This is a genomic window from Vibrio sp. 1288 (assembly GCF_033344475.1).
This window is the reverse complement of sequence record NZ_JAWPOX010000009.1, coordinates 1-19,662: the sequence shown is the minus strand read 5'-3', so window position 1 is coordinate 19,662 and position 19,662 is coordinate 1. Positions and strand designations below refer to the sequence as shown.

Genomic DNA, 19,662 nt, shown 5'->3' with positions numbered 1-19,662 from the left:
TTTAGTTAGCAATTCAGTATAATAACGTTCAAATCGCCAAGATTAATCAGCAATCTGCAAAAATTGGTGAGTTAGCCGCGGATGACTTTGTTCGGAGTAAACGTCCTAATGCTGAGCTGCTTCATCCCAAAGATATTGGAACCTCAATTTCGAAGCCGGGCGATTTTGATATGGTTTACGAGGTGGAAGAGCCGCCACCAGGTGAAATTATAATTGTTGAGGCCAAAGGGGGGTAGCTGCCCTATGGGCAGCCGTAAGATTGGAAACGAAGCGTATCAGCAAGGGTCTAGCAAATAAGCTGAAGAAATCACTAAGCTAATGTCTGAAAACGAAGATGAAACGACAGAAAAAATAGCTGCGAAAAAAATCAGAGATGCATCAGATATAAAACTAGGAATAGCTGAGTTTAAAATTGATTAAGAAGGGTTAGTTCAACAATGCAAGGTAAAAAGCCAGCCAAAATTATAGAGCGTACAGCAAGGCCCAGGTTAGATGATAATAGCATTGCTTCTGAGAAAGATTATATCAATCGAATCTTAGATAAAAGAAAAGAAGGGCTCAAAATTAGGCGAGAGAACTTGATTAGCTTTGGAGATTATGCATTCGAGCAAGTGCGCTGGTTTACGTGGTATCAAGCTTCATGTGAAGACGAAAAAATTTGTACATTACGCCTTTATGAAACTTCGTTGATGAGTGCTTGTTATCATAGCCTTGCAATGCATCCCAATGATAAATTAACCATAAAGATCCTCGACTATCCTGAAGTAACATGGAAAGGCGAAGGTATTTTAAAAACAGGCTTCATTTGTCCTTCAATGTGGTTAGATGCCTATTTCACCTCTGTCATCGTTCGTGATAAACCCAGCATGGATGTATTGGCGAACTTTCCGATTTCTTTGATGAGACAGAGCTCAACCAAAGCGGGTGAGCTGTCTTATATGCTAGTAGACGTCATTCAGTCGTTCCACAATCGCACATCGGATTATCCTGATAAGCTGGTTGCAGCAATGGACGCAGCGGTAGCTCAAGGGGATAACTGGGCGTCGGAAATTGCGATGGGGATCCTAGAGACCTTCGCAGCGCTCACTACTAACATTGGTTATGACTTTGAGGAAGTGCTAGTCAAAAACCTACAATTCCAAGAAAAATATCATCTTCGAGAATTAGGACCAGATAGGACAGGCATCCGCACTTTTATTAACTTCCCTCTGCTTGGCATGGCTTGTATGTGGTACGACAAAGGCAACCGTTTATCTGTCGAAACTGGTTGGCTTCCTCCATATCTCGTCGAAGGGTGTTGGTTAGAGGATGTAAAAGCCGGAAATATAATTCGCTAAGATTCAAAGGGAGCTAGGTCATCATTTCTGACGTTTTGTTGCGTTACACTTGGCATTATGTGTCCTTTTTAAAGATACCTAAGCCCTTTTACTCGAATAGCTTGAAGCCCTCAGACGTAGTAGTAGAAGTAGTAGAGTTTAAAATTGATTCAAAAGGATTAAGTCAAAATGCAAAGTAAAGAATCGATCAAGATTGTAGAGCGCAAAGCAAATCCTGAACTTGACACACAAGCCATTGTGAGTAAAAAAAATTTTATAAACCGGGTTTTAGATAACAGAAAAGAAGGTCTTAAGGTCAGGCGAGAAAACTTGGTTAGTCTTGGTGATTTTGCCATCGACCAGGCTCGCTGGTATACCTGGTTTCAAACTACGCATGAAGACGAACAAATTTGTACATTACGTCTTTACGAAACTTCTTTAATGGGAGCCTGTTATCATCAACTTGCTATGAATCCCAATGAAGAATTAAGTATCCAGATACTCGGCTATCCAGAAGTGACATGGGATGGTGAAGGTATTTTTAAAACAGGCTTTATTTGTCCTTCAATGTGGCTTGATGCTTATTTTACTTCGGTGATTGTGCGTGATAAACCTAGCATGGATGTATTGGCGAACTTTCCGGTTTCTTTGATGAGACAGAGCTCTACCAAAGCGGGTGAGCTGTCTTATATGCTAGTAGATGTCATTCAGTCGTTCCATAACCGCACGTCGGACTACCCTGATAAACTGGTGGCCGCGATGGACGCGGCAGTTTCTCAGGGTGATGATTGGGCATTAGAAATCGCCATGGGTATTTTGGAAACTTTTGCGGCCCTGACAACTGACATCGGTTATGACTTTGAAGAAGTACTCATTAAGAACCTACAGTTCCAAGAGCAATACCAAATGAGGCTCGATAAGCCAGAGGGCTTAATTTCTATAGAAACCTTCATATCTTTCCCTCTGCTTGGTATGGCATGTATGTGGTATGACAAAGGCAACCGTCTATCTATTGAAACCAGTTGGCTTCCTCCTTATCTCGTCGAAGGGCATTGGTTAGAAGATGTAAAAGCAGGGAAGATCACTCGATAAATCCTTTAGTTAGCAATTCAGTAAATAATCCACCTTTCACGAGGTGGATTATATGTTTACCGATATTCAATCAACTCCATCTAGTGGATTGACTCAACAGGTTTCCTCTGTGAAAAACGCTTACAGCAAATGTTGGCAGAGTATCAGGCACAAAATAACTTTCCCCCAAGAGGTTTGCGATCAGATTTTAGAGGCAGCAAAAGAGTCATCCGTCGGAGAAGATGGCGTTCTCTCGCAAGTCAAAATCCGAAAGCCAAAAGGTAAAAAACATATCAGAAGCTCTAGTCAAAATTCCAGTCAATGAATTAATAAAACTAACGGTATCTCGCCCTTTTTGGGGGCATTAAGCGTTGGATGGGAGCCTACGAGCGATTTTTACCCAGCAGTCGGTGAAGGTGGAGTTAATCAATTTCTAGGAGAAACTAAAAGTTGGGACGATAGCTAGGTTATCCCATTACAAAGTTGAGGATAAAATGAATTTTGAAGATGATCTTGTGACTATACTCATAAATTTCAGAGATAACATTATTAATGATATGGCTCTTAAAAAGTGGGTTACTAATAATGAGTGCGATTTAAAAGCCTTGCTAGGAAAGTCAGGGCTTACTTTGAAAATAAATAATGGTGATAGAAAGGCAGTTACGTCTGTAATTGCTCAATATAGTGGCTCGGAAAAAACTTATTTTATATAAGGAGGGCCCCTTCAAAGGCTTGACCGACGTTGAGTGCTGTGAAACAGCAATTGCTATGGCAGTTTATAATGGAATTCTAAAAAAGTGCCTCAACCTCATTGGTTTCAGCCGTCCACTAAAGAGATCGGGGCCGCCGAGTTTTACGAATCTATAGGCAGTAAATCTGTTTGGAATCTGGTAATCCCAGAGCGAGCATCTAGAGGGTACTGGAAAAAATAGGTTAGATCTCTATTTTTGGCGTTCATGTTTCGTGACACATGGCATTTTATGGCTAAGACTCAACGGTATGTCACTTAACTAGGAGTTGTCCCCTAAAAAATAATGGCGTGTTTTCTTACAACCAGGAGACTACGGTATGGCCTACCTTGTAGAAGAACCCAAAACCCAGGGAAATTATTCTCGTAGACGTTAAGAGGTATTAGCCCACTAGACAGCCGTAAGGTTGGAAATATGGCATATCAGCAAGGGACAACTGAATATGCAACTGCAATTACTGATCTAATGGCTCAAAAGGACAAAGATACAACCGAATAGAAAGCGGCCAGAAGTATAAAAAGCATTGAGAAAAAAAACTCCTGTTAGATATATTCACACCGCAGCGGCTATTTCTGATGCTGTAGAGGTTTCTTCAGTTAATGTAAAGGAATTTAACGTAGAATTAGGACTGGATTAAATGTCTGATAATAAAAAGAAAGTTAGCATGAAGAGAAAGGCGGAACCTCAATTGACACCAAATGATGTCGCTGACTACCAAATGTATATCAATGAAGATTTAGATGAGCGCAAAGAGCTAATAGCAATCCGCAGGGAGAACTTAGTCGCTCTTAGCGACGACGTTTCAGAACAAGTGAGGTGGTATAGTTGCTTTCCATCTTCAATAGAAACTGAACAAATCGGAACACTTTGCCTTTATGAGGCATCATTGATGCGTGCTTTTTACCATCAACTTGCCATTAAACCAAATGAACCTCAAAGCGTTAAATTACCTGATTATCCAGAAGTAACATGGAAAGGCGAAGGTATTTTAAAAACAGGCTTCATTTGCCCCTCAATGTGGCTAGATGCGTATTTTACCTCTGTCATCGTTCGTGACAAAGCTAGCATGGATGTGTTAGCGAACTTTTCGATTTCTTTGATGAGACAGAGCTCTACCAAAGCGGGTGAGCTGTCTTATATGCTAGTAGACGTCATTCAGTCGTTCCACAACCGCACATCGGATTATCCTAATAAGCTGGTTGCAGCAATGGACGCAGCGGTAGCTCAAGGGGATAATTGGGCGTTGGAAATTGCGATGGGGATCCTAGAAACCTTCGCAGCGCTCACTACTAATATTGGTTATGATTTTGAGGAAGTGCTCGTTAAAAACCTACAGTTCCAAGAGAAATATCATCTTAGAGAATTAGGGCCAGATAGAATAGGGCTCCGCACGTTCATTAATTTCCCTCTGCTTGGCATGGCTTGCATGTGGTACGACAGAGGCAACCGTCTATCTGTTGAAACCGGTTGGCTTCCACCCTATCTTGTTGAAGGACGTTGGCTAGAAGATGTAAAAGCAGGGAAGATCACTCAATAACACCCTTTAGTTAGCAATTCAGTCTATAAGCCATCTTTCTCTTGAAATGGCTTTATATTTATGGTGGGGAGTTTGTTGTTTGCCGAACGACCAATCATTCGTGGCATTATCAGAAAACCCAAAGTTAAAAATCATATTCGATATGAATACGATTTAGACCATATTGATTGCGAGAAGAACGAAGTTACTTTTCATCGTTATATCAATCATTCAGATGGTAGTAAACGCAAAGTTCAATATGTTGTAGGTATAGAGGAAATTGTCCAAATCATCCCCTTAAATAAAACTCAAAGGAGGGGAGTGTTGCGAATTATTATGGCGGTTCTTTAAGAAGAGGTTGTGGGCTCAAGTTAAATAACGAAATAGTTGGCGGGTTACCTGAAAACCATGCTGGAAATCACCAAATTAGTATCAATATTGCTCAGGAATATCCGGTCATGCATAGAGCTACCGAACTTGATTATAACATTAACAGAGGTGCAAATGGGATTGCACTTCCAACTAATATTAAAACATCTGTCGAAATAGGCCTTCCCTGACACGTGGGTAGACATCTAAGTGCTAGGCACCAAGGTTCTCAGGTGCTTTAGTTCGACGAGAAATGAGAGCGTTGTAAACTAAGTATGGTCGTGGTTTGATCGATGATATGATTTTTGTAGATGAAATTGGAAAAACAGAAAGTAACATTAGGAATGCTCTGGAAAAGAATGAAGCTCGATCGCAATTGGATGATCCGCAATGGAAAAGTAGGAAGTAGTAATGACACTTAAAATTTGGACCAACAAGGTAGATAGAGACTCCGATTTTACTCAAGGCAAAGTAACGCAGTCTAGTGTATTAATAGGATTGAATCTGACAGGAGGCGTTGCCCTAGGAGACAAATGGCCAAAAGTTACTATTGATGTCATATCAGATGACAAGCCTGCGGATAGTTTTCTTAGTGGTCCTTTATTAATCGTGAGTCGACGGTTATCTGATTTAATTTCTAAGCACACACAAACGAGTGAAGTTGAATTCCTACCGATTGAGGTTAATTACCAAGGTAAAAGTTTTGGTGAATACTATTTTTTAAATGTTCTTGCGATTTGCGATTTACTGGATAGAAATCATTCAATATTTAGTGAGTTTGATGGAGAGGTTGATTCAATTGATCGAGTTGTCCTTAAGAAAGATATTGAAATGCAGAAAACTATATTTCAACTGGATGCTATCGAGTGGTTATTATGTGTCGATGAAAAACTGGCTGAATTAATCGAGAACAAAGATTTTTCAGGAGTGGTATTTAAGTCAGAAAGTGAATGGCGTCCTTTTTAGAGCTCCTCGGGTATTTTTTTAGCCATCTCTTACGAGGTGGCTTTTATATTTATGATTGGGAGCTTGTTAGTTGAACTGTCAATAGTGGCATTACCAATATGCAGTCAATCCTATCCAGTGGATTGACCCAACAGGCTTCTTGTGTGAAGAAGGGCTAAAACGCTTGGGTCAAATGTAGGCAGAGTATCAGGCCCAAAGCGATGTCCCCCAAGAGGTTTGCGATCAGATTTTAAACGCTGCAAAAGAGTCATCCGTCGGAGAAGATGGCAGCAGACACGAAGTGCAGTATGTTGTTGGGATTGAGGAATTTGTCAATGCGCATGTTTTTGACTCTGAGAAAGTTGGCGGAGAAGAAGGTTGCACGATCTTCACTGAAGATCTTGTGCTGAATAAAGCAGAGTATAAAAAAACTCAGAACTCTATATGAGTGATTATGAGCTAATAAAACGAAACAAAGCAAAAATTGAAGAGTGTTTGAAAGAACGTTAAGAGGCTAGGAAGGCTCGAACTGGCGAAGATGGATATAACGCTCAAATCGCCAAGATTAATCAGAAATCTGCAAAAATTGGTGAGTTAGCCGCGGATGACTTTGTCCGGAGTAAACGTCCTAATGCTAAGCTGCTTCATCCCTAAGGTAAATTTAGAAGCCGGGCGATTTTGATATGGTTTACTAGGTGGCAGAGCCGCCACTAGGTGAAATTATAATTGTTGAGGCCAAAGGAGGGAGCAGCCCGCTGCGCAGCCGTAAGATAGGTAACATGGCATATCAGCAAGGGACAACTGAATATGCAACTGTAATTACTGTTCTAATGGCTCAAAAGGACAAAGATACAACCGAATGGAAAGCGGCCAGAAGTATAAAAAGCATTGAGAAAAAAAACTCCTGTTAGATATATTCACACCGCAGCGGCTATTTCTGATGCTGTAGAGGTTTCTTCAGTTAATGTAAAGGAATTTAACGTAGAATTAGGACTGGATTAAATGTCTGATAATAAAAAGAAAGTTAGCATGAAGAGAAAGGCGGAACCTCAATTGACACCAAATGATGTCGCTGACTACCAAATGTATATCAATGAAGATTTAGATGAGCGCAAAGAGCTAATAGCAATCCGCAGGGAGAACTTAGTGTGGGCTCCAAATCGGATTCAAGGTCAGTATGATATTTATGCGTTGCGGCAGGTTGTTGATACTCTTAAAGTGACAGATAAATGTTGGGTAAACGCGGTGATATAGTTAATGCTTTAAAATTACTGGTTAAAACCGCAGCTGAGGAGATAAATATGGCAGGTGAGCATAGCGCAAAAGATGTAATGGCCGCGATTAGATCCGGTGACGTGAGTGAGGTTGAAAAAATTCTCTCAGGAGATGACAAATTACTTCATCTAATTACGCCTCTGGGTTCTTGGTTGCATATCGCAACGGAGCAAGGGCAAGATAAAATTGTAGAGCTTCTGGTGAATCTAGGTATTGATGTAAATGTTAAGGGGGGGCCTTCAGGTGTAACTCCTTTAAATACAGCTGCATATGAAGGTCATTTAGACTTACTTACCTATTTTCTAGAAAGAAATGCAGTGATGGATATATCTGAACCAGACCGCAACCCATTGTTTGCTGCGATCCATGCAGGTCATAAAAATATTGTGGAGCTATTACTAAAAGCTGGTATAGATACAAAGGTAAAATATACTGGTAACTCTATGAAAGACATGGACGCTATAGCGTTTACTTATGAGTGGGGACGCAAGGAAATCGCAGAAATGATTAAAGAGCACAATAGGCACGCTTAGTAGAAGTTAATATGGTACGACAAAGGCAACCGTCTATCTGTTGAAACCGGTTGGCTTCCACCTTATCTTGTTGAAGGGCGTTGGCTAGAAGATGTAAAAGCAGGGAAGATCACTCGATAAACTCCTTTAGTTAGCAATTCAGTATATAAGCCACCTCTCATGAGGTGGCTTTTACGTTTTGTTGAGCTATATGGTGCGCATTATGTTGGTGCACTAAAACCACATTGGTGCATTTATTAGCATGTTAAACACCATTTCAAGAATACCTAATTTTATTAAAGTTCATACAAAACAATAAATTAAAGCGTAAGTGTTAGACATATAAATTATGGAATGAGAATTGCTCTGTTAGACGCTCTATAAATCAAGTTCACCAAATTGGTGATGAGCCTAACTTTGATGCACAGGATAAGTGCGCTACAGATCAATGGAGACAATTATAATGAGTGTAACTGCCAATCAGGTACACGGCGCTGTACAAACTCTCACGCAAAGTTCCGACACACTTTTCTTACTACTTGGCGCAATCATGGTTTTTTTGATGCATGCTGGTTTCGCTTTTCTTGAAGTAGGAACCGTGCGCCAAAAGAACCAAGTTAATGCTTTAGTTAAGATATTGGTTGATTTCGGTATATCCGCCATCGCGTATTTTTTTATTGGATACTGGGTCGCTTATGGCGGCACCTTCTTTGCTGATGCTGAGACATTATCTCAAGGCAATGGTTACGAGTTAGTGAAGTTCTTTTTCTTGCTGACCTTCGCTGCAGCGATTCCCGCTATTGTTTCAGGTGGTATCGCAGAACGAGCTCGTTTTTATCCGATTCTAATCGCAACATTTTTCACTGTCGGCATCGTATACCCGTTATTTGAGGGAATGATCTGGAACGGAAACTTTGGTGTTCAAGCTTGGTTTGAAAATACCTTTGGTTATGGCTTCCACGATTTTGCAGGTTCAGTCGTTGTACATGGTGTTGGCGGCTGGATAGCGCTTGTTGCCGTCGTGTTTTTGGGCATGAGAAAAGGCAGAGTTCGAGCAGGAAAGCACACCAACTTTGCACCTTCGAATATTCCTTTTTTGGCCTTGGGAGCTTGGATCTTATGTGTGGGGTGGTTTGGCTTCAACGTCATGTCAGCTCAAACTGTGTCAGGCATAAGTGGCTTGGTGGCTATGAACTCATTGATGGCAATGGTCGGAGGCATTGTCGCGTCATTGTTGGCTGGTAAGAATGACCCTGGCTTTATTCATAACGGCCCACTGGCTGGCTTGGTTGCTGTATGTGCGGGCTCAGACTTAATGCATCCTATCGGTGCTTTAGTGACAGGTGCGATTGCTGGCGTGCTATTTGTTTATCTTTTTACCCACCTACAAAACAAAACCAAGATTGATGATGTGCTGGGTGTCTGGCCTTTACACGGTGTATGTGGCGCTTGGGGTGGTATTGCTGCGGGGATCTTTGGCCAAAGCTCGTTGGGTGGGCTAGGGGGCGTGAGCATTATCGTTCAGCTTCTAGGAACGCTTTGGGGCATTTCCATCGCTGTGCTTGGGGCGCTTGCAGTCTACGGCGCGATTAATACCAGTATGGGACTAAGGCTTTCAGAAGAAGACGAATTCAATGGCGCTGACCTAGCCATTCATAAAATATCTTCGACCAACGAGGATTGAGGCCAATATGGGAGCGGCATAAAGCCGCTCTTTTAGCAATTGTCTTTCTTGGCTTGGCCCGGAGGACAGAAATTACCATTACCTCGATGGTCATCATCATTGGTGCTGACTCTCACCTTTACATCATCGACTTCGCCTTCAACATTGGTAAGTTGACAGCCTGCCAAAGTCAGAAGCAATGTAAACGTTAGAGATACTTGTCTCATTGCTGTTCCTCTTAAATTGTAATTCTAATAGTGACCATTACGACTATGGTCTAATCCATATTACTACTGTTGCTATTCTTTCAGTGTTAAGCTAATGAAAAAACAGCAAGGATGAGTTATGAATTTCCCTTATAGAAATATTGTAGTACTTACTGGTGCAGGTATCTCGGCCGAATCTGGTATTCAAACATTTCGTGCGCAAGATGGCCTATGGGAGAATCACCGTATCGAAGATGTAGCAACGCCTGAAGGGTTTGCTCGCGATCCGGACCTTGTTCAAGATTTTTACAACCAACGCCGCAAGAAACTTCAAGATAATGCGATAAAGCCTAATGCAGCGCATGAAGCATTGGGTCGTTTAGAGGCTGAGTTAGAAGGTAAAGTGACGGTCATCACTCAAAATATAGACAACCTTCACGAACGAGGCGGCAGTCAGAATGTGATTCACATGCATGGTGAGTTGCTCAAGGCCCGCTGTAGTGAATCTAACCAAGTAGTAGAGCACAATGAGGACATTAAGACCGGCGAGCTTTGTCACTGTTGTCAGATCCCTTCACAAATGCGACCACATATTGTTTGGTTTGGTGAAATGCCATTGCGAATGGGGGATATCTACGCGTCATTAGAAGAAGCAGATTTGTTTATTTCTATTGGGACTTCTGGCGTTGTGTATCCCGCAGCAGGTTTTGTTCATGATGCAAAAATGCACGGCGCACATACCATTGAAATTAACCTAGAACCTAGTGCGGTAGAAAGTGAATTTGAGGAAAAACGCTACGGAAAAGCAAGCGTTGAGGTTCCAAAATTAGTTGACGAGATACTGGCTCTAGAAGGAAAAGAAAGAGCGTAATAACTTCAACAGGAAGAGTTTTTGTCTTGTCATTAAGAACAAAAAAGCGGCTCATGAGCCGCTTTTTCATATCTTTAAAACTAACGAATTAGTTGTTCACTTTTAGCTTTTGGAAGTACTCATCGTACATTACGCTCGCTTCGCCAACTTCATCTTGCCAAGTACCGCTGTCCATCACTTCTTGTGGTGGGAAGATGCTTGGATCATTAGCAAATTCTTTCGGTAGCAGATCGTGTGCCGTTTTAACTGGCGTAGGATAACCAATCTCAAGTGCAATCTTAGCTGCGTTCTCAGGGCGCAGTAAGAAGTCAATCATCTTATGAGCCGCATCAACGTTCTTCGCACCAGCTGGAATTGCTAGGCTGTCCATCCAGAAGATAGTGCCTTTTTCTGGCCAGATGATGTCGATGTTCGCGCCTTCTTGACGAGCCATGTATGCAGAACCGTTCCAAAGCATGCCTAGTGAAACTTCACCCGCAAGGTAAGGGTTTGCAGGAAAATCTGAGTTAAATACTAATACGTTTGGCATTAGCTTTTTCAGTTCTTCGTAAGCGGCTTTGATTTCTTCTGGGTTAGTCGTGTTTGGTGAGTAACCAAGCTTAGTCAATGCAATGTGGAATACTTCGCGAGAATCATCCATCAGCATTAGTTGACCTTCCCACTTGCTATCCCAGAAATCATCCCATTTAGAAACCGATGACTTGTCTAGCATGTCAGCATTGATACCAATACCGGTCGCACCCCAAATGTATGGGATAGAGTAGTTGTTGTTCGGATCGAACGGTTTGTTTAGGAAGTTAGTATCAAGATCGGCAAAATGAGATAATTTCTCTTTGTCGATCTGTTGTAGCATGCCTTCTTTACGCATTTTAGAGACGAAATAGGTAGACGGTACTACCAAGTCGTAACCAGAACCTTGAGTTTTTAGTTTTGCATACATACTCTCGTTAGATTCGTATGTAGAGTAAATAACTTTGATTCCAGTTTCTTTTGTAAAGTCTTCAAGAACTTCGTTTGGAATGTATTCCGACCAGTTGTAGAAATACAGTTCTTGATCAGCAGCCATTGCAGGGGTAGCGATGAGCGTCGCTGCACATAGAGCGCTTGCGTAGAATTTACTTTTCATTTGTTTTCCGTTTTGTTTCGCGATTGGACAAGTCAATACTAGTTGGAGTTATCAATTTGAGCCAAATCACAGTAAGCACAAATATGTTCATTTAGCTTGAATATCGTTGTCTCCTTGTTATGAGACGATAAATCTATGATACCAAGACAAATAAACCTAGCAACGCGCGATTATATCAGCCTAAGACAAAAATAGGCAGCGTATTGCTGCCTATTTTCCTATGGTTGATGACTTGTTACACAAGCTAGATTATTGTCCCGCTTTCAGATTGAGGAAATAATCTTCGTACTTAACGGTTAGATCACCAACCGCATCTTGCCATTCAACGCGGTCAAGGTCTTCTTGAGAAGGGAACAGTGGGGCAACGTCTTTAAACTTAGCATTCGATTCTTCCACCGCCGTTAGGTAGCCAGTATCACGAGAGATTTGCTCTGCGATTTCTGGGCGCAGTAGGAAGTCAATCATCTTGTGAGCGGCTTCTACGTTCTTCGCACCGGAAGAGATAGCGAAGTTATCAACCCAGCCGATACCGCCTTCTTTAGGAAAAACGAGTTTAAGGTTCAGGCCTTCACTTTGTGCCGCTGCGGCGCTACCGTTCCAAAGCATACCAACGCCCACTTCACCAGACATGTAAGGTGCGCCAGGGTTGTCAGAGTTGAAAACTAAAACGTTAGGCATCAACTTTTGTAGCTCAGCGTACGCTTCATCGATTTGCTTAGGGTCTTTTGAGTTACCTGAGTAGCCAAGTTTACGCAGAGCGATATGGAACACTTCACGAGTGTCGTCCATCAACATTACTTGACCTTCAAGCTCAGGCTTCCATAGGTCAGCCCAGCTTTGGAAGTCGTTTGGATCGTACATATCTGCGTTAACCGCTAGGCCTGTAATCGCAACAACGTGTGGGATAGAGTAGTCGTTACTTGGATCGTAAGGCTTGTCTAGGTAGTTTTTATCTAGGTTGCCGAAGTTTTTCAGCTTAGTCTTATCGATCTTTTGTAGCATGCCTTCGTCACGCATCTTCGCCACGAAGTACGTTGAAGGTACTACTAGGTCATAACCTTGGTTATGGGTTTTTAGCTTTGCATACAAAGTTTCGTTCGACTCGTAAGTCGAGTAGATCACTTTGATGCCAGTTTCTTTAGTAAATTGCTCTAGGATATTACTGTTGATGTAAGGACCCCAGTTCATAAATACTAGTTCTTTATCATCCGCTGTCGCTGTACCAGAGAACAGAGAAAGCGCACATGCACTACCAGCTAATAGAGTAGCCCATTTTTTCATTGACGTTAGCTCCAAACCAAACGTTGTCCAATTTTGGACGATAGATAGAAAAACAGAATGGCATGTAACCATTCTGTTTCGTGATGTTAACAGGTGCGGATTCTACTTCACTTTTTCTCTTGCTAGCAACTGAGAAATTACTACCAAGACCAAAGAAACAATCAACATCACCGTTGCTAGGGCGTTCACTTCCGGTGAAATGCCCACCTTAACCATGGAGTAAATCTTCAATGGTAAGATTTCGTATGTTGGACCCGTTACAAACGAGCTGATGATCACATCGTCCAAAGACAGGGTAAAGCTCAGTAGCCAACCTGCAGCAACCGCTGGTTTAGCAAGAGGAAGGATGATCTGTTTCAAGATTACCCATTCGCTTGCACCAAGGTCTTTTGCAGCTTCCAACATTTTCACATCAAAGCCATTTAAGCGGCTGTACACTGTTACCACAACGAATGGTAGACAGAAGGTGATGTGAGCAATCAATAGAGTAAAGAAGCCAAGCTGCGCGCCTAATACTAGGAACAGAGCAAGCAATGAAATCGCCATAACAATATCTGGAGACATCATCACGACAAACAGCATGCCGTTTACCGCACCTTTACCTTTGAACGAGTAACGGAATAGGGCAACGGCCGTTAAGCTACCAATGATGGTTGCTGCTGTCGCTGAGAATACCGCTACGTTCAATGAATGCCATGCAGCTTGCATTAGGCTGTCGTTATTTACTAAGGTTTCGTACCATTTCGTGGTGAAACCACCCCATTTCATACCAAATTTGTTGGCATTAAATGAGTTAACAATTAAGACGATGATTGGCAGATACAAAAATGCATACACCAGCGCCATAAAGCTAAATCTAACTGTGCGTCCCATTAGTCTAGCTCCACTTTCTTATTCAATAGTTTGCCTGCTCTGTAGTAAGCGTAAAGCATCACAGCCATTGCGAAGGTGAGGGCGATACTGGTCGCAGCACCAAATGGCCAGTCACGAGCGTTCAATACTTGGCTCTTAATAACGTTACCAATCAGTAGGTTCTTCGCACCACCAAGAAGGTCAGAGATGTAGAACATACCTAGTGCTGGTAGCAGAACCAACAAACAACCACCGATAATGCCAGGCATTGTAAGAGGTAGAATCACTTTCGTAATGGTTTGGAACTTGTTCGCACCAAGATCTTTCGCCGCCTCGATATAAGTGTTGTCCAACTTCTCGATTGCCGAGTAAAGCGGCAGAATCATAAATGGAAGCAGGATGTACACAAGACCAATCATTACTGCTGTTTCGGTGTACATAATACGTAATGGCTTATCGATGATTTCCATCGCCATTAATGATTTGTTCAAAATACCTTGTGTACCCAGAACAATCTTCAGGCCGTAAGTACGGATAAGAGAGTTTGTCCAAAAAGGTACGATAACTAAGAACAACATGAATGGGCGCCATTTCTCTGGCATTTTCGCTATGATGTAAGCAAATGGGTAACCAATTACTAAACACAACAACGTCGCCACAATCGCCATGTAGAACGAGTGCATCAGCACTTTCGCATACAAGGGGTCGAGTAGACGTAAGTAGTTGTCGAAAGTAAATGTCATTTCGATTAAGTTTGCTTCATCACGCGTTAAGAAACTCGTACCGATAATCATCACATTTGGTACCAACACGAAAAGTGTTAACCAACCGACGATTAAGGTAATGATCGCGTTTTGAAGATTAATCTTCTTGCTTATCATTGAGGACTACCTCCCAACTCTCAACCCAAGTGATAGCGACTTTCTGGCCAAGTGAGTGGTCCACATCAGGATCATCTTCGTTAAAGAATTCGCTAACCATTACACGCATGCCTGAATCCAATTGGATAACGGAATCAAGCGTCATACCTTTATAGGTACGCTCTGTTACGTGACCTACGATGCCTTTTTCTTCAGACTCTTTGATCTCTTCGATACGTAAGTCTTCTGGGCGAAGTAGTACTTGCAGTTTTTCACCTGCTTGCGCTTCGTGATCGTAGTAAACAACAGACTCGACACCTTCGATTTCTGCACGGATACGTTTCTCGTCGATACGCTCTAGCATGGTTGCGTTGAATACGTTGATCTCACCGATAAAGCGAGCAACAAATAGGTTCTTCGGCTCTTCGTAAATCTCACGTGGAGAACCATCCTGCTCGATAACACCGTCGCGCATAACAATAATGCGGTCAGACATCGATAGGGCCTCTTCCTGATCGTGCGTAACGAAGATAAAGGTAATACCAAGTTGACGCTGAAGCTGTTTAAGCTCGATTTGCATTTGCTTACGCAGTTTGTAATCAAGTGCAGATAGAGATTCATCTAGCAGCAGTACTTTTGGTTTGTTAACAACCGCACGCGCAATGGCGATACGTTGTTGCTGACCGCCAGAAAGCTGATGAGGCTTACGCTGAGCCATTTTTTCTAGGCGCACCATGCGTAGCGCTTCCATTACTCGTGGTTCAATGTCCGCAGTAGGCGTTTTCTGCATACGAAGACCAAAAGCGACATTCTCATATACGGTCATGTGTGGAAACAATGCGTAACTTTGAAATACCGTGTTGACGTGCCTTTGCTCTGCAGGAACCTGTGTTACATCCTGGTCATCCAAAATAATTTGACCGTTATCTGCCGTTTCAAAACCTGCAATCATGCGTAAAACTGTTGTCTTACCACAACCAGAAGGCCCGAGAATCGTCAGAAATTCACCATGATTAACATCCAGATTTAAATTACCGATGATTTCCTTACCATCGAAACTTTTACTAATACCAGATAAACGAATAACTGGCTTTCCTGCTTGCGGTTTTGCGTTCAACGTCTGTATTTCCCCCACGTTCAAGCCGGGATTATCCCAGCTGATGTGACACTAACCATTCACTTTTGAGGCGCGCATCATAATAACCAAAAGTGTGAAATTAAAGCATTTTCTTATCTTGAAACAGAAATAATTTTGCAGGAAAAAGCCATCATTCCTTACCATACTGTTTTTATGAGATTAATTGGCATCTAGACACAGTTTGATAGCACTAAACTTTGTTCAACAATTGTTTCAATTTCATGACCTTGAAAGTGGTTAATTATCAACCATACAGTTGAGATTGCAAGGATTGTAGGTGAGTTGTGATGTTAGATGTGGAAAGATTTCTTTATAATGACGATTACATTAATTGACTGGAATTCCAGTCAAAATTTTACAAGTTAGTCTTGGATAAACTATGAACGACGATTTTGAGAAAGATTTCAATCTTGGGGGGAGTGTAGAGCGAGCTTTGTCTGGCAACTACGAGCTTAAAGCTGGCGTGGTTTTTAACGAAGCTTGGCGAGCAACCATCCAGCACTTTTTATCATTTTCTCCTGCCATTATTGTATTGCTTTTTGTCCAGTTAGGTATTTTCTATATTGCATTAAAACTGCAGTTGGGCGATTTGAGCGTTATTCTTGATGCATTTGAGAACCCAGAGTCGTTCACAAACGATATTGTGTCTTCTATTTATGTCGCGAATTTCAGTTATGAGGTGATTAGCGCACCAATTTATGCGGGGATCAGCTTGATGGCTATGAGCCATGTCGCCGGCCTGAAGACTAAGTTGCGCCATGTTGGAAAGGGGTTGCAGTTCACCATTCCTGTTATTCTAGCAACGCTCATGAGCTTAATGCTACAAGGTGTGGTTGGTATGATTTTTCCTTTACTGTCGCTGTATCTTTCCTTGGCATTTAGTCACTCTATTTTGTTGATTTGTGAGAAAAGGGTGCCACCAATGCAAGCGTTGCTGTTATCACTTCGCGCAATCAACAAGAAGATTTTTGTGGTCGCGGGGCTTTACTTAGGCGTGATGTTAATGTTTATTATTGCAGCAATGTTCTACGGTATTGGCTTGATTTTTGTGCTGCCATTCTTCTTCCATTTGAAAGGCATACTCTACCGCGAAATGTTTGGAATTAAGCTTAAGATCGTTACAACACAGAAAAACGATAATGATCACGATGGTAACTCACAGGTGTTTGATGCCTAATTCTTTGAAATCAATAAGTTTACGAGTGGCGGCAACCTGTATAGCCGCCACTTTTATTTCTATAGGCCCATATTTACACTACGAGAAACAGTTTAAATATGTGGAAAATCCTGACGTACTCTCTGGCAAGATTAAGCATGTCGATTTATCACACTTGCCATACATCGGTGATATCCCAGACTTCAATTCAATAAAAGATACGAAAGAGAAAAAAGCTGCTTTTTTTGATTTTTTAAGGCCTAAAATTGCTCTTGAGAATCAACGAATTCGTCATGAGCGGGCCTTTCTTACCTCTTTAAAGGTGGGACAAGTGACGCAAGAACAACAAGAGTATGCTCAGCGGTTATCATCTCTGTATTCGTTGCCCTTGAGTAACGATAAGATTGATCAAGCATGGCTAGACGAGATGCTTGTGCGAGTGAACGTCTTACCTGAAGCCTTGGTTCTAACTCAAGCGGCAAATGAATCTGCGTGGGGCACTTCTCGTTTTGCTACTCAAGCAAACAACTTGTTCGGCCAATGGTGTTATAAAAAGGGCTGTGGAATTGTTCCAGCGCAACGTGGCGCTAACAAAGTTCATGAAGTTGAAAAATTCGATTCTGTACAACAGTCTGTTCATGGCTACTTTATGAATGTTAATCGAAACCCAGCGTATGCAGACCTGCGTGAAATCAGAACATCTCTGGCTGAAAAGAACAAGGGCTTGTTAACGGTTGCAACCGCGTCAGAGTTAACGCATGGGTTGCTAGCCTATTCTGAACGTGGCATCGCCTATGTACACGATCTTCGCGCTATGATTCGTCATAACAACGCCTACTGGACGCAATAAAATAACGGATAAAATGAAAAAGTTAAGCCTAAGTCTGTTGGGAAGTGCGGCGCTAATTCTTGCATCGCCGATAACCCAAGCTCAAGAGTACATGTTCACGTACTCAAAGTTATATACTCAACTAAAAAACAACAATAAAGAAGGGCATGACGATGTGAAAGTTGGTGTCTTTTTTGTGGACGCAAAAACTAAACAAATTTGTATGATAGAAAAAGCTTGGATGGAAAAAGAAGAGCACTATGAAGAGTTTGTTATCCCTGCTTCACAAGAGTTGCCTTTACCTGTTGATAAAAACTTAAAGTCAGCGAATCCGTTGGTTTTTGTCGATACCCCAAAAGATACACGTTGCGATTACTCACTTGTCGTGATGACCAAAGAACCATTACAGGGTAACGTTTCTTACGACCAACTTAAGCCTCTTCTACCTCAAATGCAGACGATGCTGGAAGATTTAGGCGGTATGTTTGCGGGTTGGTTTACACCGGAGGTTCAAGGTGTGACGATGGAGTTTGCAAATCAACTGAATGATAAAGTGATTTTCTCAAACGGAACCGAAAAGCCAATTGTCAATGGCAAGATACAAGTCGCACTAAGTGAAATAGGGCAAGGTGGCACAATGACACTACCAGAACCGACGATGCGAGTGTTACCTTATCTACCTAACGCAAAGAAATGAACACTGAACGTTTAGAAAGGGCTGCAATCGCAGCTCTTTTTTCATTTGTGACCGTAACTAAAGTATCTTTCACACTCTTTTCTTAAAGACTCAATAAGACAAGCATTTAATCCTGTGTAAAAAGCTCGTATAATCCACGCCCCAAAGAAACCCATGTTAGGAAGTCCTAGTCGATTTATCGGCGATGTGAGAGCCCGCAATGAACCAAATAGATACAAGAAAAGAAACCCTAGAATTCAACAAGCTTCAGAAACGCCTGAGAAGACATGTTGGAAATGCCATTACTGATTACAACATGATCGAAGAAGGCGATGTTGTGATGGCATGTATTAGCGGTGGTAAAGATTCATTCGCGATGCTTGATATCCTGTTGAATCTTCAAAAAGCTGCGCCAATCAAATTTGAAGTGGTTGCAGTAAACCTAGACCAAAAACAACCGGGCTTCCCTGAGCACATTCTGCCAGAGTATTTCGAAACACTGAATATCCCTTACTATATTGTCGATAAGGACACGTATTCCGTCGTAAAAGAGAAGGTACCAGAAGGCAAAACCACTTGTGGTCTTTGTTCACGCCTGCGACGTGGTACGCTGTATTCATTTGCAGAGAAGATTGGTGCAACTAAGCTTGCGCTAGGTCATCACATGGATGACATCGTCGAAACAATGTTCTTGAACATGTTCCACGGCTCTCGCCTTAAAGCGATGCCACCAAAGCTACGCTCTGATGATGGTCGTAACGTGGTCATTCGTCCATTGACTTACTGTCGTGAAAAAGATTTGATCAAATACGCTGAGCACAAGGATTTCCCAATAATTCCGTGTAACCTTTGTGGCTCTCAAGAGAACCTTCAGCGTCAATCTATAAAAGCAATGTTGATTGAATGGGATAAGAAGACGCCAGGGCGTGTGGAAGCAATTTTTAAATCAATTCAAAACGTAAGCCCAAGCCAACTAGCAGACCGCGAATTGTTCGACTTTGTTAACTTACCGCTAGATCGTGAAGGTAACCGCGAAGAGTATGAATTTAATGAGGCTGTCGTTTCTTCGACGAATATTGATGAATCAATGTTCATCGATGTTACGAACATCTAACTCGTAAAAAAGGAGGTCAATTAGACCTCCTTTTTTGTACCCAACGCTTTAACTGTTCCCAAGTAAATTACCACCTTCTAAAGAAGGTGGCTTTGTGTGAGCCCCCTAAAAGGGGGCCTTTGTTTAGTCCAGCGCCA

Annotated in this window: 20 protein-coding genes and 3 pseudogenes; 17 read left to right on the top strand and 6 right to left on the bottom strand. The window is 42.0% G+C overall.

Translation table 11 applies throughout. The annotated features are described in order from the left end of the window. Positions 1–23 precede the first annotated feature (23 nt). The 12 genes and pseudogenes from R8O11_RS31800 to R8O11_RS08695 form a co-directional block, all read left to right on the top strand. A pseudogene (locus R8O11_RS31800) lies at positions 24–420 on the top strand (hypothetical protein); the annotation flags it as partial. Positions 421–437: 17 nt separating this feature from the next. Continuing rightward, positions 438–1,337 carry an immunity 49 family protein gene (locus R8O11_RS08745; RefSeq protein WP_033905289.1) on the top strand — a complete coding sequence of 300 codons (900 nt, stop codon included), beginning with the start codon at positions 438–440 and terminating at the stop codon, positions 1,335–1,337. Positions 1,338–1,505: 168 nt separating this feature from the next. Beyond that, the gene (locus R8O11_RS08740; protein WP_033905290.1) at positions 1,506–2,408 is read left to right on the top strand and encodes an immunity 49 family protein; all 903 of its coding nucleotides are present in this window, start codon (positions 1,506–1,508) and stop codon (positions 2,406–2,408) included. A gap of 63 nt (positions 2,409–2,471) precedes the next feature. Then, positions 2,472–2,685, top strand: a pseudogene (locus R8O11_RS08735) (hypothetical protein); the annotation flags it as partial. Between the two features lie 196 nt (positions 2,686–2,881). Then, positions 2,882–3,100, top strand: a complete 219-nt coding sequence (locus R8O11_RS08730) for a hypothetical protein (RefSeq protein WP_033905291.1) — start codon at positions 2,882–2,884, stop codon at positions 3,098–3,100. A 673-nt stretch (positions 3,101–3,773) separates the two neighbouring features. Next, the gene (locus tag R8O11_RS08725) at positions 3,774–4,673 is read left to right on the top strand and encodes an immunity 49 family protein (RefSeq protein ID WP_206971531.1); all 900 of its coding nucleotides are present in this window, start codon (positions 3,774–3,776) and stop codon (positions 4,671–4,673) included. A gap of 75 nt (positions 4,674–4,748) precedes the next feature. After that, on the top strand, positions 4,749–5,003 hold the full coding sequence (locus R8O11_RS08720; protein WP_226084321.1) for a hypothetical protein: 255 nt from the start codon (positions 4,749–4,751) through the stop codon (positions 5,001–5,003). Positions 5,004–5,432: 429 nt separating this feature from the next. Then, on the top strand, positions 5,433–5,987 hold the full coding sequence (locus R8O11_RS08715; protein WP_033905294.1) for an imm11 family protein: 555 nt from the start codon (positions 5,433–5,435) through the stop codon (positions 5,985–5,987). An 88-nt stretch (positions 5,988–6,075) separates the two neighbouring features. Continuing rightward, a pseudogene (locus tag R8O11_RS08710) lies at positions 6,076–6,968 on the top strand (type IV secretion protein Rhs); the annotation flags it as partial. Continuing rightward, complete coding sequence (locus R8O11_RS08705) at positions 6,969–7,220, top strand: hypothetical protein (protein ID WP_033905296.1); 252 nt, start codon at positions 6,969–6,971, stop codon at positions 7,218–7,220. Further along, entirely contained in the window at positions 7,196–7,774 is a 579-nt protein-coding gene (locus tag R8O11_RS08700) for an ankyrin repeat domain-containing protein (RefSeq protein WP_225452442.1), read from the top strand. Before R8O11_RS08705 ends, R8O11_RS08700 begins: the two co-directional genes overlap by 25 nt. Positions 7,775–8,216: 442 nt before the next feature. Then, positions 8,217–9,437 carry an ammonium transporter gene (locus R8O11_RS08695; RefSeq protein WP_318194083.1) on the top strand — a complete coding sequence of 407 codons (1,221 nt, stop codon included), beginning with the start codon at positions 8,217–8,219 and terminating at the stop codon, positions 9,435–9,437. A gap of 32 nt (positions 9,438–9,469) precedes the next feature. Here the strand turns inward: R8O11_RS08695 and R8O11_RS08690 are convergent, their stop codons facing one another. Further along, on the bottom strand, positions 9,470–9,643 hold the full coding sequence (locus R8O11_RS08690) for a hypothetical protein (RefSeq protein ID WP_005377524.1): 174 nt from the start codon (positions 9,641–9,643) through the stop codon (positions 9,470–9,472). Positions 9,644–9,761: 118 nt separating this feature from the next. Here R8O11_RS08690 and cobB point away from each other — a divergent pair, with 118 nt between their 5' ends. Then, complete coding sequence (gene cobB / locus R8O11_RS08685; protein ID WP_005377522.1) at positions 9,762–10,493, top strand: Sir2 family NAD+-dependent deacetylase; 732 nt, start codon at positions 9,762–9,764, stop codon at positions 10,491–10,493. Positions 10,494–10,581: 88 nt separating this feature from the next. Here cobB and R8O11_RS08680 read toward each other — a convergent pair whose 3' ends face one another. The 5 genes from R8O11_RS08680 to potA all read right to left on the bottom strand — a co-directional run bounded on the left by R8O11_RS08680 (position 10,582) and on the right by potA (position 15,729). Continuing rightward, on the bottom strand, positions 10,582–11,619 hold the full coding sequence (locus R8O11_RS08680; RefSeq protein WP_005377521.1) for an extracellular solute-binding protein: 1,038 nt from the start codon (positions 11,617–11,619) through the stop codon (positions 10,582–10,584). A 249-nt stretch (positions 11,620–11,868) separates the two neighbouring features. Further along, complete coding sequence (locus R8O11_RS08675; protein WP_064377376.1) at positions 11,869–12,900, bottom strand: extracellular solute-binding protein; 1,032 nt, start codon at positions 12,898–12,900, stop codon at positions 11,869–11,871. 102 nt (positions 12,901–13,002) lie between these two features. Next, positions 13,003–13,773 (bottom strand): spermidine/putrescine ABC transporter permease PotC, encoded by a 771-nt coding sequence (gene potC / locus R8O11_RS08670; protein ID WP_005389180.1) that lies wholly within the window; start codon positions 13,771–13,773, stop codon positions 13,003–13,005. Continuing rightward, the gene (gene potB, locus R8O11_RS08665; protein ID WP_005377512.1) at positions 13,773–14,633 is read right to left on the bottom strand and encodes a spermidine/putrescine ABC transporter permease PotB; all 861 of its coding nucleotides are present in this window, start codon (positions 14,631–14,633) and stop codon (positions 13,773–13,775) included. The genes potC and potB overlap by 1 nt, the downstream gene beginning before the upstream one ends. Continuing rightward, positions 14,614–15,729: a spermidine/putrescine ABC transporter ATP-binding protein PotA gene (gene potA, locus R8O11_RS08660; protein ID WP_064377378.1), complete on the bottom strand. Its 1,116-nt coding sequence runs from the start codon at positions 15,727–15,729 to the stop codon at positions 14,614–14,616. The genes potB and potA overlap by 20 nt, the downstream gene beginning before the upstream one ends. Positions 15,730–16,129: 400 nt before the next feature. Here potA and R8O11_RS08655 point away from each other — a divergent pair, with 400 nt between their 5' ends. The 4 genes from R8O11_RS08655 (at position 16,130) to ttcA (ending at position 19,525) form a co-directional block, all read left to right on the top strand. Further along, entirely contained in the window at positions 16,130–16,927 is a 798-nt protein-coding gene (locus tag R8O11_RS08655) for a hypothetical protein (protein WP_318194082.1), read from the top strand. Then, positions 16,920–17,756, top strand: coding sequence for a glucosaminidase domain-containing protein (locus R8O11_RS08650; RefSeq protein ID WP_017634900.1), 837 nt, complete (start codon positions 16,920–16,922; stop codon positions 17,754–17,756). The genes R8O11_RS08655 and R8O11_RS08650 overlap by 8 nt, the downstream gene beginning before the upstream one ends. Positions 17,757–17,769: 13 nt before the next feature. Further along, positions 17,770–18,432: a DUF2987 domain-containing protein gene (locus tag R8O11_RS08645; protein WP_025766641.1), complete on the top strand. Its 663-nt coding sequence runs from the start codon at positions 17,770–17,772 to the stop codon at positions 18,430–18,432. A gap of 199 nt (positions 18,433–18,631) precedes the next feature. Next, entirely contained in the window at positions 18,632–19,525 is an 894-nt protein-coding gene (gene ttcA / locus R8O11_RS08640; RefSeq protein ID WP_005377502.1) for a tRNA 2-thiocytidine(32) synthetase TtcA, read from the top strand. The last annotated feature ends 137 nt before the right edge of the window (positions 19,526–19,662 follow it).

Excerpts from the sequence above, each read along its gene's own strand:
- R8O11_RS08700 (WP_225452442.1), top strand. The coding sequence starts at position 7,196 with ATGTTGGGTAAACGCGGTGATATAGTTAATGCTTTAAAATTACTGGTT.
- R8O11_RS08730 (WP_033905291.1), top strand. The coding sequence starts at position 2,882 with ATGAATTTTGAAGATGATCTTGTGACTATACTCATAAATTTCAGAGAT.
- cobB (WP_005377522.1), top strand. The coding sequence starts at position 9,762 with ATGAATTTCCCTTATAGAAATATTGTAGTACTTACTGGTGCAGGTATC.
- R8O11_RS08690 (WP_005377524.1), bottom strand. The coding sequence starts at position 9,643 with ATGAGACAAGTATCTCTAACGTTTACATTGCTTCTGACTTTGGCAGGC.
- potC (WP_005389180.1), bottom strand. The coding sequence starts at position 13,773 with ATGGGACGCACAGTTAGATTTAGCTTTATGGCGCTGGTGTATGCATTT.
- R8O11_RS08740 (WP_033905290.1), top strand. The coding sequence starts at position 1,506 with ATGCAAAGTAAAGAATCGATCAAGATTGTAGAGCGCAAAGCAAATCCT.
- R8O11_RS08655 (WP_318194082.1), top strand. The coding sequence starts at position 16,130 with ATGAACGACGATTTTGAGAAAGATTTCAATCTTGGGGGGAGTGTAGAG.
- R8O11_RS08705 (WP_033905296.1), top strand. The coding sequence starts at position 6,969 with ATGTCTGATAATAAAAAGAAAGTTAGCATGAAGAGAAAGGCGGAACCT.
- R8O11_RS08695 (WP_318194083.1), top strand. The coding sequence starts at position 8,217 with ATGAGTGTAACTGCCAATCAGGTACACGGCGCTGTACAAACTCTCACG.
- R8O11_RS08745 (WP_033905289.1), top strand. The coding sequence starts at position 438 with ATGCAAGGTAAAAAGCCAGCCAAAATTATAGAGCGTACAGCAAGGCCC.
- R8O11_RS08725 (WP_206971531.1), top strand. The coding sequence starts at position 3,774 with ATGTCTGATAATAAAAAGAAAGTTAGCATGAAGAGAAAGGCGGAACCT.
- R8O11_RS08680 (WP_005377521.1), bottom strand. The coding sequence starts at position 11,619 with ATGAAAAGTAAATTCTACGCAAGCGCTCTATGTGCAGCGACGCTCATC.
- potB (WP_005377512.1), bottom strand. The coding sequence starts at position 14,633 with ATGATAAGCAAGAAGATTAATCTTCAAAACGCGATCATTACCTTAATC.
- ttcA (WP_005377502.1), top strand. The coding sequence starts at position 18,632 with ATGAACCAAATAGATACAAGAAAAGAAACCCTAGAATTCAACAAGCTT.
- R8O11_RS08645 (WP_025766641.1), top strand. The coding sequence starts at position 17,770 with ATGAAAAAGTTAAGCCTAAGTCTGTTGGGAAGTGCGGCGCTAATTCTT.
- R8O11_RS08675 (WP_064377376.1), bottom strand. The coding sequence starts at position 12,900 with ATGAAAAAATGGGCTACTCTATTAGCTGGTAGTGCATGTGCGCTTTCT.
- R8O11_RS08715 (WP_033905294.1), top strand. The coding sequence starts at position 5,433 with ATGACACTTAAAATTTGGACCAACAAGGTAGATAGAGACTCCGATTTT.
- R8O11_RS08650 (WP_017634900.1), top strand. The coding sequence starts at position 16,920 with ATGCCTAATTCTTTGAAATCAATAAGTTTACGAGTGGCGGCAACCTGT.